This window comes from Bacteroidales bacterium, assembly GCA_016709865.1.
Lineage (GTDB): Bacteria > Bacteroidota > Bacteroidia > Bacteroidales > VadinHA17 > LD21.
In genome coordinates this window covers 473,346-487,581 of the sequence record JADJLX010000003.1, presented here as the reverse complement: position 1 = coordinate 487,581, position 14,236 = coordinate 473,346, and the positions used below count along the sequence as shown (strand labels likewise).

General features: G+C 41.0%; 13 protein-coding genes. 7 read left to right on the top strand and 6 right to left on the bottom strand.

The genetic code is table 11. The annotated features are described in order from the left end of the window. Nucleotides 1–154: 154 nt before the first annotated feature. Both IPJ16_07640 and hpt read right to left on the bottom strand, forming a co-directional pair. A complete protein-coding gene (locus IPJ16_07640; protein MBK7627063.1) occupies nt 155–730 on the bottom strand; it encodes an adenylate kinase in 576 nt (191 codons plus the stop codon). 33 nt (nt 731–763) lie between these two features. Next, a complete protein-coding gene (hpt, locus tag IPJ16_07635) occupies nt 764–1,300 on the bottom strand; it encodes a hypoxanthine phosphoribosyltransferase (protein ID MBK7627062.1) in 537 nt (178 codons plus the stop codon). Between the two features lie 93 nt (nt 1,301–1,393). Between hpt and purE the strand changes: the two genes are divergently transcribed. The 4 genes from purE to IPJ16_07615 all read left to right on the top strand — a co-directional run bounded on the left by purE (nt 1,394) and on the right by IPJ16_07615 (nt 5,451). Further along, nucleotides 1,394–1,900: a 5-(carboxyamino)imidazole ribonucleotide mutase gene (purE, locus tag IPJ16_07630; GenBank protein ID MBK7627061.1), complete on the top strand. Its 507-nt coding sequence runs from the start codon at nt 1,394–1,396 to the stop codon at nt 1,898–1,900. Nucleotides 1,901–2,065: 165 nt separating this feature from the next. After that, nucleotides 2,066–2,893: a hypothetical protein gene (locus IPJ16_07625; protein MBK7627060.1), complete on the top strand. Its 828-nt coding sequence runs from the start codon at nt 2,066–2,068 to the stop codon at nt 2,891–2,893. Nucleotides 2,894–3,013: 120 nt separating this feature from the next. After that, complete coding sequence (locus IPJ16_07620) at nt 3,014–3,385, top strand: GxxExxY protein (protein MBK7627059.1); 372 nt, start codon at nt 3,014–3,016, stop codon at nt 3,383–3,385. Between the two features lie 95 nt (nt 3,386–3,480). After that, entirely contained in the window at nt 3,481–5,451 is a 1,971-nt protein-coding gene (locus IPJ16_07615) for a hypothetical protein (protein ID MBK7627058.1), read from the top strand. Nucleotides 5,452–5,598: 147 nt separating this feature from the next. Here IPJ16_07615 and recJ read toward each other — a convergent pair whose 3' ends face one another. The 4 genes from recJ to IPJ16_07595 form a co-directional block, all read right to left on the bottom strand. Continuing rightward, nucleotides 5,599–7,320 (bottom strand): single-stranded-DNA-specific exonuclease RecJ, encoded by a 1,722-nt coding sequence (gene recJ, locus IPJ16_07610; protein MBK7627057.1) that lies wholly within the window; start codon nt 7,318–7,320, stop codon nt 5,599–5,601. Nucleotides 7,321–7,323: 3 nt separating this feature from the next. Next, complete coding sequence (gene lipB / locus IPJ16_07605) at nt 7,324–8,034, bottom strand: lipoyl(octanoyl) transferase LipB (protein ID MBK7627056.1); 711 nt, start codon at nt 8,032–8,034, stop codon at nt 7,324–7,326. A 38-nt stretch (nt 8,035–8,072) separates the two neighbouring features. Further along, the gene (gene lipA / locus IPJ16_07600; protein MBK7627055.1) at nt 8,073–8,927 is read right to left on the bottom strand and encodes a lipoyl synthase; all 855 of its coding nucleotides are present in this window, start codon (nt 8,925–8,927) and stop codon (nt 8,073–8,075) included. An 86-nt stretch (nt 8,928–9,013) separates the two neighbouring features. Beyond that, nucleotides 9,014–10,096 carry a hypothetical protein gene (locus tag IPJ16_07595; GenBank protein ID MBK7627054.1) on the bottom strand — a complete coding sequence of 361 codons (1,083 nt, stop codon included), beginning with the start codon at nt 10,094–10,096 and terminating at the stop codon, nt 9,014–9,016. A 232-nt stretch (nt 10,097–10,328) separates the two neighbouring features. Here IPJ16_07595 and IPJ16_07590 point away from each other — a divergent pair, with 232 nt between their 5' ends. The 3 genes from IPJ16_07590 to fucK all read left to right on the top strand — a co-directional run bounded on the left by IPJ16_07590 (nt 10,329) and on the right by fucK (nt 14,141). Further along, nucleotides 10,329–12,131, top strand: a complete 1,803-nt coding sequence (locus IPJ16_07590; protein ID MBK7627053.1) for an L-fucose isomerase — start codon at nt 10,329–10,331, stop codon at nt 12,129–12,131. A 109-nt stretch (nt 12,132–12,240) separates the two neighbouring features. Next, nucleotides 12,241–12,681, top strand: a complete 441-nt coding sequence (locus tag IPJ16_07585) for a hypothetical protein (GenBank protein ID MBK7627052.1) — start codon at nt 12,241–12,243, stop codon at nt 12,679–12,681. A gap of 8 nt (nt 12,682–12,689) precedes the next feature. Beyond that, nucleotides 12,690–14,141: an L-fuculokinase gene (fucK, locus tag IPJ16_07580; protein ID MBK7627051.1), complete on the top strand. Its 1,452-nt coding sequence runs from the start codon at nt 12,690–12,692 to the stop codon at nt 14,139–14,141. The last annotated feature ends 95 nt before the right edge of the window (nt 14,142–14,236 follow it).

Sequence of the window (14,236 nt, the reverse complement as noted above, 5' to 3'; positions counted from 1 at the left end):
TTATTTAAAGAACTAAAAAATTAATTATCAAGCTAGTAATATCTGTGTTCTAAAATACGTCTTCAAAATCTCAGAGATCGTTCAGGGGTTTTCTCTGTGGAACTTGATGCCTCTGTAACTCCCTCTTAAAAAATTCGGGCACAGGGAGACTTGGCTAAACAAATTTCTTCATAAAACCATCGAGTCTTTTGAAGATATCATCAATTGACCCCATACCATTAACAGGCTGATATATACCCCTGTCGCTGCAGTATTTTATAATTGGTTCTGTTTTTTCCTTATAAACATCAATTCTGTTTTCGATTACAGCAGGATCTTTATCATCAGGTCTTCCTGATAATTCTGCCCTTGCAATTAATCTCTTCACCAGTTCATCATGATCTACATCAAGAACAAGCATCTGGTCAATCTTCATTCCCCTGTCGTTCAGCATCTTCTCCAGAGACACAGTCTGTGCAACAGTACGCGGAAAACCATCAAAAAGGAATCCGGCATTACCTTTACTGCCATCAATCTTATTGGCAATCATTTCAATAACAACCTCATCAGGAACCAGCTCGCCTTTCGACATGATAAGACTCATTTTCTTACCAAGTTCCGTTCCTGCTGCTATCTCAGCACGAAGCATATCGCCTGTTGAAAGATGTAATAAATTGAATTTTTCAGCCAACCTTACTGACTGTGTTCCCTTACCTGATCCGGGAGGTCCGAAAATTAAAAAATTAACCATATTATACCTGAATTACGAATTATGAATTATGAATTATTTAATTAACGTATAAACCGATGGAAGGTTTCGTCCGTAGCCATCATAGTCGAGACCATAACCAACTACAAAATTATTTGGAATCTCAAACCCTATGTAATGAAGAGGGATCTCCTTTTTATAGGCTTCTGGTTTGTAAAGCAATGCTGCAATTCTTATCTCTGCTGCCTTTCTGATAACAAGCTCATCTACAATTCTTTCCAGAGTATTTCCAGTGTCAACAATATCTTCAATTACTACAATGGTCTTATTATTAATATCTTCATTCCAACCTATCAGCTCTTTTATCAGCCCCTGTGAAGTTGTGCCCTGATAAGATGCAAGTTTGATAAACGAAATTCGTGCTTCAAGGTTAATTTGTCTGAAAAGATCTGCGGCAAAAAGAAATGCACCGTTAAGGATTCCCAGAAAGACAACATCTTTCCCGGCGAGTTCTGAATTAATCTGCATCGCGAGCTCTTTAACCCTATTATGGATCTGCTCTTCGGTAATGAATTCCCTGAATGTCTTGTCGAGTAGATTGATTTCTTTCATGACGGCAAAATTAGAGCTGTTAGCCGGTGCGAAAATATGAAAATAATACCTTATTTTTGTCCTTATCAGCAGGTTAAATTAAAAAAAAGTTAAATGGAACCGATTGTAAGCATCATAATGGGCAGCACATCTGACCTGCCTGTAATGGAAAAAACAGCAGATATTCTGAACAGTTTTCAGATCCCATTTGAGATGAATGCCCTATCAGCTCACCGGACCCCGGATGAGGTTGAAAAATTTGCAAAGAATGCAGAAGGAAGGGGGATTAAAGTCATCATAGCTGCAGCCGGTATGGCAGCCCATCTTCCCGGTGTAATTGCTGCAATGACTCCGCTTCCGGTTATCGGAGTGCCAATTAAAGCCTCACTTGAAGGTCTTGATTCTATTTTTTCAATACTTCAGATGCCTCCCGGAATTCCTGTAGCAACTGTCGGGGTTAATGCAGCACAGAATGCAGGTATACTCGCAGCACAAATTATAGCCACAGGCGACAAAAAAGTTATGAAAGAGGTTATAAAGTACAAGGAATCACTTAAAAAAAAGATCGTTCAGGCCAACGAAGAGCTGAAGGCTGTAAAATATCAGTACAAGACAAACTAGGATTTGCTCTGTGGATCTCTGTGGATCCTCAGTGTCTCTCTGTGTAACAAAAAAATGAAGAACTGACACAGAGTTACACAGAGAAGTCACAGAGGAACACAGAGTTATTGAAAATCATTATTTCTGTTTCCAGAATTGATTTTTTTTGTATCTTAGGGTACAATTTTGAAACAGTTGAGCTCGCTGCTGAAAATATCTGTTTCTCTCTGTTTTATTTTTCTCTCTTTAACCGCCTCAGGCGATGATCCTTATCGTCAGTATGCCGGAGCCGGTGAAGCAGGAATGGGATACTCATGTGTCATGAAAAGATCGTTCTGGTCCTCTTTTCACAACCAGGCTTCTCTTGCTTACAGTAAATCATTTTCGGCAGGATTCAATTATGAGAACAGGTTCGGGATCAGAGAACTCGGAACAAGCAGTGCCGGAATTATAGTACCGGCCGGGAAAGCTTCTATTGGAGCAATTTACTCTCATTTCGGATATACAGACTTTAAAAGGGACCTGGCAGGATTAGCCTGCGGATTGAAACTTGCAGACAAACTCTCAGCGGGAATCCAGGTTGACTATTTCTCTGAAAGAACTCCAGGAGAATACAGTAATAATCAGTTTTTAACATGTGAAGCCGGATTACTTCTGACGCCTTCTGATAATATAAGCATTGGCATTCATCTCTTTAATCCTGTCCCAAACTCAATTAGAAAAACTTCAGTGCCTTCAATACTCAGAACTGGCCTGGGAACAAACCTTAGTGAGACACTTTTTGCAGGTATTGAGGCCGAGATGAGTACCGGGAGAAATCTAATTATAAGGACAGGCCTTGACTATGAGGCTTCAAAAAACATATGGATCAGAGGCGGGTTCTGCACTGAAAACAACTCATTCAGTTTCGGATTGGGATACCTTACTAAAATCGTCATGATCGATCTTGGCTTCAGAACACATGATAAACTTGGAGTTACATCATCAGCTTCATTAATCTTCAAAATCCATTAAAATGAAATCCGTTAACCACAAAGAATGTATGGGAGATTTAAAAAAGGAAGAACTGACACAGAGAGACACAGAGGATTCACAGAGTTACACTGAGAAGAAATCTAAAAACAAAGTAAGTATATGGAAATAAATGAAATAACAAAAGAGGTAATAGGTTGTGCAATTGAAGTGCATAGAAACCTGGGACCCGGATTACTTGAATCTGCGTATGAAGAATGTCTTGCTTATGAGCTATCAAAGAAAGACTTAGTAATCAAAAGACAACAGCCTGCACCTGTTGTCTATAAAGAAATAAAACTAGAGTGTGGTTATCGTATAGATTTGCTTATTGAGAATTCAGTAGTTGTAGAGTTAAAAGCTGTTGATGCAATAAATCCGGTTCATGAAGCACAGATTCTTACCTATATGAAATTTGCAGGTAAATCAGTTGGATTACTAATAAATTTCAATGTGACTGTCCTAAGAAATGGAATCAGGAGATACCGAATCTAATCTCTGTGCAACTCTGTGTTAAACTGAGCTTGTCGAAGGCCTCTGTGTAACTCTGTGTAACAAAAAGAATCAATGAGTTAGGATCTAGTACAATAATGAAACGCTTTTTACTGATATTAAATCTTTTACTATTTTCTCATTACGGCTTCAGTCAGGAAGTAAATCTTTCGCAGATTATAACTTCTATTGCAGAGGAGCTTGCCGCCGATGAAAATGATCCTGAGGCTGTTGCAACATATGTCGAACGGCTACAGGAGCTTGCAGATGAACCGGTAAGGATTAATTCTTCAGGAGAAGAAGAGCTTTCCAGACTATTCTTCCTCTCTGATTTCCAGGTTAAAGCACTCGCCGATTATATCCATTCCTCAGGTAAGGTCCTCTCTTTGTTTGAGCTTGCCAATATCCCCGGGTTCGATAAAGAAACTGTTGAGCTCTTATCTTCTTTCATAATCCTCGACGACAAGCTTAAGATAAACTCCGACTCTGCCCGCTTCAGAAATACACTTATTACAAATATTTCTGATAAACCATCAGATAAAGACACAACATATCCCGGTTCATCTGTCAGAATACTAACCAAATACAAATTTATTTCAGGAAGAATAAGTGGTGGATTAACTTTAGAGAAAGATCCCGGAGAAAAACTATTATCAGGATCCCCTCCGCTCCCTGATTTCATGTCAGCCCATATTGCTTTTACCGGGAAAGGAATAATCCGGCGGATAATAATCGGTGACTTCTCTGCCAGCTTCGGACAGGGTACAAATATCAATACCGGCATAAGAAGAGGCCTCTCCCTCTCTGCCCCGGGGTATATGTCTGCCAGAAATGAGATAAGGCCCTATACCTCTGCCGATGAGAATAACTTTTTCAGGGGTACTGCTGCCGAATTAGCTTATAAAAATTTGTCATTCTCCGCCATCTGGTCAGGGAACCGCATCGATGCTTCATCTTATTCATCAAATGGGTCATCGGTTGACAGGATTGAGAACTTTTACACGTCAGGACTGCACACATCCAACTCTTCATTATTAAAGAAAGATGCCGTCACCGATCTGGCTTACGGAATAAATCTGACTTGTAATTTCTCTAATCTCAGGGTTGGGTTCTCCTGGTCAGAGGACAGGCTGTCATTACCGCTGATTCAAAAAGACAAGATCCCTGAAGATCTTTTTGATTACAGGGGAGACAGAAATTCACTGTATACAATTTATTATAACAGTCTCATTAAAAGAATACTGCTGTTTGGCGAAGTGTCTGTAAATGAGTCGTTTAAACATGCTGTTATTCAAGGCGTTACAATGAGACCTTCAGACAGGCTGAGTGTAAATTTCCTTTTCCGTGACTATCATTCCGGATTTACCAGTCTGCATGGGAAAGGTCCATCAGCCGGTTCAGCAAATGGCAGCGAACGCGGAATTACAGGAAATTTCACATTCGAAGCAGCAAAACATCTGTTCATTTCCGGAGGTGTCGATTTGCATAATATCGCCTGGCTGAAATACAGAACAAGCTCTCCGTCGCATGGTATAAAACAGGAGCTGAGAGTCAGATTCCTTCCAACCGAAAAGCTTACAATTGAGGGATTGTATAATTACAGATTAACAATAACAGATCTGAATGAGACCGGAGGGATCCCTCCGCAACAGGAAAACATTTCAAGATCTGTAAGAGGTTCAGTAAGATACACCCTTTATGATTATCTGACAACCGGGACGAGAATTGAGTATAAAATTGCTGATCCGTCGGGCAGCAGGGGAATGCTTTTAGCACAGGATATAATTTGCAGGTTTAAAAGAATCCCTCTCTCCCTTTGGCTGAGATACTGCATGTTTAAAACCGATACCTGGGACTCAAGAATCTATGCCTATGAGAATGATCTGCTATACAGCTTCAGTATTCCTGCGCTATCGGGTGAAGGCAGCCGGAGTTATATTATGATTAAATGGGATTTTAGCGATTCAGCAGAAATCAGGTTTAAATATGGGATTACCTCCCGGACCAACAGTGATTTAAAAAATGAAAATAAGGAGGAATTAAAATTTCAGATAAAAATCCTGTTCTAAGCTCTATTCTATACGCTATACGCTATACGCTTTTCACAATGCTCTGATCTCTATGCCCTGTGCATTTATTCTACCACGGAGACACAGAGAGCATGGAGTTTCACGGAGTTACCCTCCTCTCACACCTCACTCCTCTTACCTCACTCCTTACTTTTCACCTGGCGTCTTAATGTCCCTGACATTCAGCTGCAGATTCCTGTTCCCTCTGAACTCATTCATCTCCAGAGAATAACAAATATCAAACGGGTTTCCTCCCTTAATATATTCAAAGTGGTTAGCCTGTCCGAAAGCAATTGCAGAAAAACTTTTCTGTCCGGTTGATTCCTGGCAGAGATCAAGTTTAAGATGTTCGCCGCTCGATCCGACCATACGCCCCGAGCCTGTGTCAAAAACATTTCTCGAAATAAAAACTGGCGACATATTTTCCGGACCGAAAGGCTGGAACTGGCTCATAGTCTTGAAGAAATCTTCATTTATCTCCGAGAATGATAATTCAGTATCGATAAAGATCCTGGGAACAAGCTGTTCATCAAGGATTGTACTGTTTACATATTGTTCGAACCTCTCCATGAAAGGTCTGATATTTTCTTTTTTCAGCGTTAATCCTGCTGCAAACATATGTCCTCCGAAACTCTCAAGCAGATCGCTGCAGGCTTCAATTGCAGCATAGAGATCATACCCCTGCACAGATCTGGCTGAGCCGGTTGCAAAACCATTTGATTCGGTGAGGATTACGGTTGGCCGGTAATATGTTTCTATCAACCTTGATGCCACAATACCGATAACTCCTTTTTTCCAATGCGGATTATACAGAACAGTAGTTCTTGAATTAACAGTACGCTGGTCATCAGAAATCATCCGCATCGCTTCGGTTGTTATGCTTCTGTCGACAGTTCGCCTTTCGATATTGAAATTATTGATCTCTTTACTAATTCCTGTCGCCAGTCCGATGTCGCTTGAAACAAGAAGGTCAACAGCCTTACTGCCTGTTTCCATTCTACCGGCAGCATTTATACGCGGTCCGATTTTAAAGACAACATCCTCGATTGTAAGTGCTCTTGTAACTTCAGCCTCACGTATCAGCTCTTTGAGACCTGTCCGGGGCGATTCATTCAGCCTTTTCAGTCCAAAATAGGCCATCACCCTGTTTTCGCCTGTAATTGGTACTATATCAGATGCTATGCTTACAGCAACAAGATCGAGGTAATGAGCTATAGCACTGAATGGGATGCCATGCACTCTTGCGTATGCCTGAATAAGTTTGAATCCTACACCGCACCCTGACAATTCTTTATACGGATAATTGCATGATGGCTGTTTAGGGTCAAGTACAGCTAGTGCCTTGGGAATCTCATCTCCCGGCAGGTGATGATCGCAAATAATAACATCAAGTCCTTTAGTGCGTGCATATTTTACTTTTTCGACAGCTTTAATACCACAGTCAAGGGTGATTACAACCTTGCAGTTATTCTGATATGCAAAATCAAGACCCTGGAATGAGACGCCATAACCCTCTTTATATCTGTCCGGTATATAGTATTCAACATTGGAGTACTGGTCCTTCAGAAACGAATACATAAGAGCAACAGCTGTTGTTCCGTCTACGTCATAATCGCCATAAACCAGGATCCTCTCATTTTTCTTTATTGCAGTGGATATTCTGTCGACCGCAATATTCATATCCTTCATCTGGAAGGGATCGTGCAGGTAATCGAGGCTTGGATTAAAAAAAGCTTTTGCCTCGTCTGCAGAGGTGATACTTCTCTGAACCATAAGGTTAGCAAGAGAATCCGACACACCAAGGGCTCCGGCAAGCTGTTTTACAACTGCCGTCTCTCCTCTTTCCTTAACCACCCATCTCTTTTCCATCCTTTACTGATTCTCCCATTCAAGTTTAAAAACTTCCTGCAGGTTTTTCCTGACTATCTTTTTAATCAGATCAATATCCTGCTTTACTCCCAGCTCCTTTTCAAGTGAAGTGACCCCTTTATCTGTAAACCCGCATGGATTTATATTATTAAAGTACGTCAGATCTGTATTAACATTGAATGCGAAACCATGCATTGTAATATACCGGCTGGCTTTGACTCCTATTGCACATATTTTTCTTGCTTTTCCGGGTATATCCGGTTCAAGCCACACGCCTGTTCCCCCTTCAAGCCTCGATGCAATAATCCCAAGCTCGCCAACTGTTTTAATAATAGCCTCTTCGAGCCCGAAAATATACTCTTTCAATCCAACTTTTATGACTTCAAGATCAAAAATCGGGTAACCTACTATCTGACCGGGACCGTGATAAGTAATATCACCTCCCCTGTCAATCTTATAAAATGAAGCATCCTTTGCCCTGAGCTGAATATAGTCAAGAAGAAGGTTATTTTCAGAACCGCTTTTGCCAAGTGTATAAACATGAGGATGTTCGACGAATATTAAAGTCCCGGGCAATGACTTCCCCCCGGAATCTGATTCCCGGTTACCCTGTTTTTTGCTTTCGACCAGTCTGTTAAAGATTTCTGTCTGAAAATCCCAGGTTTCTTTATAATCCTTTAATCCAATATCCTTATATACAACGCTATAGCTCAATTCGAATTCTCCTGTTAAGTTGTGCTAATATAATCAATTTATCTGGCCTTTACATGATTTTCGGCATGAAAAGAAGACCTAACCAGTGGACTGCTTTCAACAAATTCGAATCCTGTCTTCAGGGCTTCAATCCGGTATTCTTCAAATTTTTCAGGAGCTATATATTCAACCACTTCCATATAATCCTTTCCTGGCTGAAGATATTGTCCGATAGTCAGGATCTTACATCCGGTATCATAAATATCTTTTATTGTACGAATTACCTCCTCTTCACTTTCACCCAGACCAAGCATAAAACCTGATTTGGCTACTTTCCCATTTTGGGAGATATATCTGAGAACACCAAGGCTTTTGTCGTATTTTGCCCTGGTACGGATAACCGGAGTTAATCGCTCTACTGTTTCGACATTATGGGATATTACATCAGGACCGGCGTCGATTATTTTCTGAATATTTTCAGCCTTCCCGTCAAAATCAGGTATGAGTGTCTCCATTGTAATATGAGGATTAACCTCTTTGACACGTCTTATTGTCTCAGCCCATACAGAAGCACCTCCATCGGGAAGATCGTCACGATCGACTGAGGTAATGACGCAATGTTTAAGTTTCATGCTTTTTATGGAACCGGCGAGTCTGTCGGGCTCATTAGGCTCTGGAGGAAGAGGTTTTCCGGTCTTTGTTGCGCAGAATTTGCATGCCCTTGTACAGATATCACCAAGTATCATGAATGTGGCTGTACCTGCATTCCAGCATTCGCCAATATTGGGGCAATTTCCGCTGGTGCAAATTGTATGCAAGTGATTCTCAATCACAATATGCTTCACCATTGAGTAGTTTTCTCCACTGGCTCTCTGCATCTTAAGCCACGACGGCAAGCGTCTTCCTTTCTGCATAAGATTTTTTTGATTTTACAGGCAGTAAAGGTATAAAAAAGGAGAGTGAAAAAAGTAAAATGAGGATTATTCACTTCCCGGTATTGCTAAAGCTCCTTACATGAACTTTTCAGGTAATCAATCAGGAACTCCAGACTCCTGTCATTCTCCAGCTGGGAATAGAATGAGTTAAGAAGACTGATAATATCCTTTTTTGCCCTGGGGCTTATATATGGGAAATCATTTACTGTCTTATACATTTCATTTTTCCTGGACAGAAAGAACTGAAGATCCTTTTTAAATACTTCGCGTGTCCGGCACATTCCCAGAAATATCCTGTCGCGGGAGGATCTTAAACCATATTCCTCAGGAAGAACCACATAATCGGGGCTGACTATGCCACTGAGGTCAAAATCATAAGGAACAACAATTCCGGAACCTGCACTTGCAACATAATAAGGTTTAAATACTGTAACATTCTGAAGATTAGGTATGTTCCAGTCCCAGTTTGAAACCATGTAATTGAAAATTGATACTTTATCCATTATGTCCGGCCTGATATACCTTTGAGTAAGATTCTTTACATCCACCTCATTTGCTTTTATCCTTTGCGAAAGAATATTATTTGGCTCAATAAATATCCCATATTGGGTTATTGGCTTTTTCTTGTTCTCTGTATCTATATATTTTATTCTGAGCAATCTTACATTATAACTGGTATCTGATATTATGTTATATAATTTATATACAAGGTATTCTCTCAGAACGTATTCATCGCTGGAGTTTCCTGCATCACAGTGAGGAACAAGCTTTACCTTCTTAACCCGGTCTGTGTCGGAATAAGCATGTAAGTGGTTTTTGAAACTGATCTCCATTGGAGGGAATCCACAATTATCAAAGCGGAATTTACCTCGGTATTTGACCCTGACATTCTTATTAAGAGAATCTTTATCGTTAAAATGAAAAGTAAGAACGGCATCCTGGCTTGGCTCTTTTGTGTTTTTCCTGATGTACTTTGTTATGTTAAGCCTCATTGTCACTTCAAGCAATTCATCACTCCCAAAAAGCAGAAAGTTTTTATTGAGTGAATCTGCTTTGCTTCTGGAAGTAGCTGTCGTGTCATTTTGCCCTACCGCAGGAATAACAGACATCATTAAGAAAAAATAGAGAAATATAGAAAGCCTTCTCATAAATTGATTTTTCATCTTTTTGTCCGGTGATTCTTCTTAGTAATTCATTATGATAAAGTTATGAAAACCATTATAAGTACCAAACAAAAATTAAGACCCATGGTTCAGTATACTCTTTAAAAAAAATCTATATTTGTTAACGTTCAATACCCTTGCAGAATGCAAAGCTTCCCGCTTAAGCGGGACGGGAAAGGGGGTATTTTACAATAAAATTTATTAAAATATTTCACATATGGCAAATACTGAGTTAAAGGTAAGTAATAACTATCAGACAGTTATAGGTGACTATCCTAAAGTAGGGATCCGTCCAACAATTGATGGCAGGATGATGGGTGTAAGGGAATCTCTTGAGGACCAGACAATGAATATGGCAAAGAGTGCCGCTAAACTTATCTCTTCTAACCTTAAGTATCCAAACGGAAAGCCGGTAGAATGTGTTATCTCCGACACTTGTATAGGAGGTGTGGCAGAGGCTGCCATGTGTGCTGAAAAATTCAGTAAAACTGGTGTCGGTGTCAGTCTTACTGTAACCCCATGCTGGTGTTATGGAAGTGAAACTATCGATATGAAAGCCGATATACCAAAAGCCATCTGGGGCTTCAACGGCACAGAACGCCCGGGGGCAGTCTATCTTGCAGCTGCACTGGCAGGACACACAATGAAGGGAATACCTGCATTTGGCATTTACGGACATGAAGTACAGGATTCAGGTGATCAGTCCATTCCGGACGATGTAAGCGAAAAGATATTAAGGTTTGTAAAAGCCGGACTGGCAACTGCATTCATGAAGGGAAAATCATATCTGTCAATGGGCTCTGTGTCAATGGGTATAGCAGGGTCAATTGTCCGTGAGGATTTCTTCCAGGAATATCTCGGAATGAGAAATGAATATATCGACATGAGCGAATTCAACAGGCGTCTGAACGAGGAGATATTCGACAAAGCTGAATATAAGAAAGCGCTTGAATGGACTAAGCAGCACTGCAAAGAGGGAAAAGATACCAATAAGACACCCAAATCGCGAAAACAAAAAGATCAGGAATGGGAGACAGTTGTAAAAATGACCATTATTGCCCGCGACCTGATGGTTGGAAATCCAAAGCTTAAAAAGCTCGGATTCGGAGAAGAGGCACTCGGACATAATGCTATACTCTCCGGTTTCCAGGGACAACGTCAGTGGACCGACCATATGCCAAACGGCGACTTCCTGGAAGCTATACTCTGTTCATCATTCGACTGGAATGGCATCAGACCTCCATATCTTGTTGCAACAGAGAATGATGCAATGAACGGTGTGCCGATGCTGTTCGGATATCTGCTTACTAATACGGCTCAGATGTTTTCTGATATCCGTACCTACTGGAGCCCGGAAGCAATAAAGAGAGTTACAAAGATTAAACCCGAAGGACTTGCTGCCAACGGAGTGATACATCTTATAAACTCAGGTGCCTCAGCACTCGATTTTTCCGGAAGACAAACTAAGAAAGGCGAATCGTGCATCAAACCATTCTGGGATATTACAGCAAAAGATGCTGAAGCCTGTCTGGCCGCAACAACCTGGGAACCTGCCGACATCGGGTATTTCAGAGGCGGAGGATTCTCCTCGCAATTCGATACAAAAGGCACAATGCCAATAACAATATCCAGAGTAAACCTTGTAAAAGGACTCGGTCCGGTTCTGCAGCTTGCTGAAGGATGGACAGTTGAGCTTCCCGACAAAATGAATAATATCCTTACAGCCAGAACTAATCCGACATGGCCGACAACATGGTTTGCTCCAAGGCTTACAGGCAAAGGACCATTCAAGGACGTATACTCAGTAATGGCTAACTGGGGTGCAAACCACAGTGCTTCCAGCTATGGTCACATAGGTGCCGATCTGATAACACTGGCTTCAATCCTAAGAATACCTGTATGCATGCACAATGTCGATGAGGAAAAAGTATTCCGTCCAAGTTCATGGAATGCTTTTGGCATGGATAAAGAAGGTTCCGATTACAGGGCCTGCCAGACTTACGGAGCAATATATAAGTAGCACGGAGCATAGGGCACGGAGCACGGAGCACTGAGCTCGGGGCTAAGTGCCATATTAACGATTGAATAATTAATATACTCACAGAACATAAAAATTTTAATGCTGATCTATGGAACAAAATACCGAAAACAAATCGATTGAGATCGGACAGGATACCCTTAAATATCTTGATACAACAAGAAAATGGACAATGTTCTTTGCAATTATTGGCTTTATATTCCTTGGATTAATACTGATATTCGGAATTCTGGCAGGAACATTCCTTTCTGTATTTAAATCGTCAGAAATGGGCTCAGGAATACCTCAGGTTCTGGTGTTTGTAATAATTATCTTAATGGCAGTGTTGTATTATTTTCCTGTCATGTTCCTTTTCAGGTTCTCCAAACATACTGCGAATGCAGTCCAGACATTAAGCAAGGAAGAGTTACACAAGGCATTCAGATACCTGAAATCCTATTTTGTTTATATCGGGATATTATTAATAGTGGTGCTGCTGATTTATTTCATCGGATTGGTTGTTGCCGGAGCATCTATGGCATTTCTGAAATAAATGGGATAATGAAAAATGGCGACATCGTAATTGTATTTGACTGCGGAGCAACAAACGTCAGGGTGATAGCTATTAACAGCAAGGGTGATATCCTTGCTTCTGAGTCGTTACCCAATAATACCCGGCCCGATCCGTCATATCCTAATTACAGAATTTGGGATGTAAAGGAGATCTGGGATAAAATGTGCCTTGCTTCAAAAAAAGTTATCAGCCGGATTAATGCTGACCGGATTGCCGGGGTAACTGTAACTACATTCGGTGTCGACGGTGCGCTGTTTGATAAAACCGGAAAAATGCTTTACCCTGTTATTTCCTGGCAGTGCGAGAGAACCAATCCAATAATGGCAGGTATTGACAAATATATCTCTCTCAGCGAGTTATATCGTGAGAGCGGAGTGCTGCCTTTTACTTTCAATACAATAAACAAACTCATCTGGCTTGTCGAACAAAAGCCTGAAATAGTCGAAAAAAGCCACAGGTTCTTATTCATGCCTTCTATTTTCTCCCTGTTTCTTACAGGTGAAATGATGAATGACACAACAATGGCAGGGACCTCAATGCTTACAAATATCAGAACCCGGGGATTTTCTGAAAACATACTTGGTAAAATAAATTTTCCTGTTGAAAAACTTGGAACAAATGCTGAACCGGGAAGTATTACAGGAAAGGTTAATGAAAAAGCTTCAAATGAAACATCTATTCCGAAGGGAACACCTGTTGTTGCCACAGGACATGATACTCAATTCGCAATCTTCGGCTCGGGGGCAGAAAAAAACCAGCCTGTTTTAAGTTCAGGAACATGGGAAATACTTATGGTAAGAGCTGAATCATCAAGGTCAGAGAAAGAGCAGCTTGAACTTGGAATAACAACCGAACTGGATTCCCGGCCAGGACTTTATAATATCGGAAACCAATGGATCGCATCAGGTATTCTGGAATGGGCTAAAAGAAATCTTTACGGCGACATAAAAGACGATGTTTATGAAGCCATGATATCCGGAGCTGAAAAAGTACCGGCAGGATCAAATGGTGTCAGGGTAATACCGAAATTCTATGAAGAACTCAAGGGCAAACCGGCCGGGCAGATCCTTGGACTTACAATGGAATCGACACGAGACGAAATTTATCGTGCAATGCTCGAAGCTCTCTCCGAAAGACTCCTGGAAGGCAAAAGGGCTCTTGAAAGTGCCGGCGGATTTAAAACAGAAAGTATTCTTTGCGTGGGTGGTGGTTCTAAAAACAGGCTTTGGAATCAGCTGAGAGCCAATTATACAGGTGTCCCGATAAAAATTATCGATCATAAAGAAACTACTGTCCTAGGTGCTTCACTCTTCGTACAGGCAGCATGCGGCAATGCCTCATCACCTGAAGATGCCAGGGAAGCAATAGAATATAAAACTGAGATAATAATGCCTGATTTTCGCCCCCCTGATTCCGGATTTTTGCCCCCCGCCCCCTAAAGGGGGAGTAACTATCACTCTGAATCAGATTCGAGATTATGCAAGAAATTAATTATCAAACAAATAGTAAATTAGCCCCCCTTCAGGGGGGGGGG

What these genes read in the sequence shown, in the direction of transcription:
- IPJ16_07640 (MBK7627063.1), bottom strand. Translation starts at nt 730, where the DNA reads ATGGTTAATTTTTTAATTTTCGGACCTCCCGGATCAGGTAAGGGAACA.
- hpt (MBK7627062.1), bottom strand. Translation starts at nt 1,300, where the DNA reads ATGAAAGAAATCAATCTACTCGACAAGACATTCAGGGAATTCATTACC.
- purE (MBK7627061.1), top strand. Translation starts at nt 1,394, where the DNA reads ATGGAACCGATTGTAAGCATCATAATGGGCAGCACATCTGACCTGCCT.
- IPJ16_07620 (MBK7627059.1), top strand. Translation starts at nt 3,014, where the DNA reads ATGGAAATAAATGAAATAACAAAAGAGGTAATAGGTTGTGCAATTGAA.
- IPJ16_07615 (MBK7627058.1), top strand. Translation starts at nt 3,481, where the DNA reads ATGAAACGCTTTTTACTGATATTAAATCTTTTACTATTTTCTCATTAC.
- recJ (MBK7627057.1), bottom strand. Translation starts at nt 7,320, where the DNA reads ATGGAAAAGAGATGGGTGGTTAAGGAAAGAGGAGAGACGGCAGTTGTA.
- lipA (MBK7627055.1), bottom strand. Translation starts at nt 8,927, where the DNA reads ATGCAGAAAGGAAGACGCTTGCCGTCGTGGCTTAAGATGCAGAGAGCC.
- IPJ16_07595 (MBK7627054.1), bottom strand. Translation starts at nt 10,096, where the DNA reads ATGAGAAGGCTTTCTATATTTCTCTATTTTTTCTTAATGATGTCTGTT.
- IPJ16_07590 (MBK7627053.1), top strand. Translation starts at nt 10,329, where the DNA reads ATGGCAAATACTGAGTTAAAGGTAAGTAATAACTATCAGACAGTTATA.
- IPJ16_07585 (MBK7627052.1), top strand. Translation starts at nt 12,241, where the DNA reads ATGGAACAAAATACCGAAAACAAATCGATTGAGATCGGACAGGATACC.
- fucK (MBK7627051.1), top strand. Translation starts at nt 12,690, where the DNA reads ATGAAAAATGGCGACATCGTAATTGTATTTGACTGCGGAGCAACAAAC.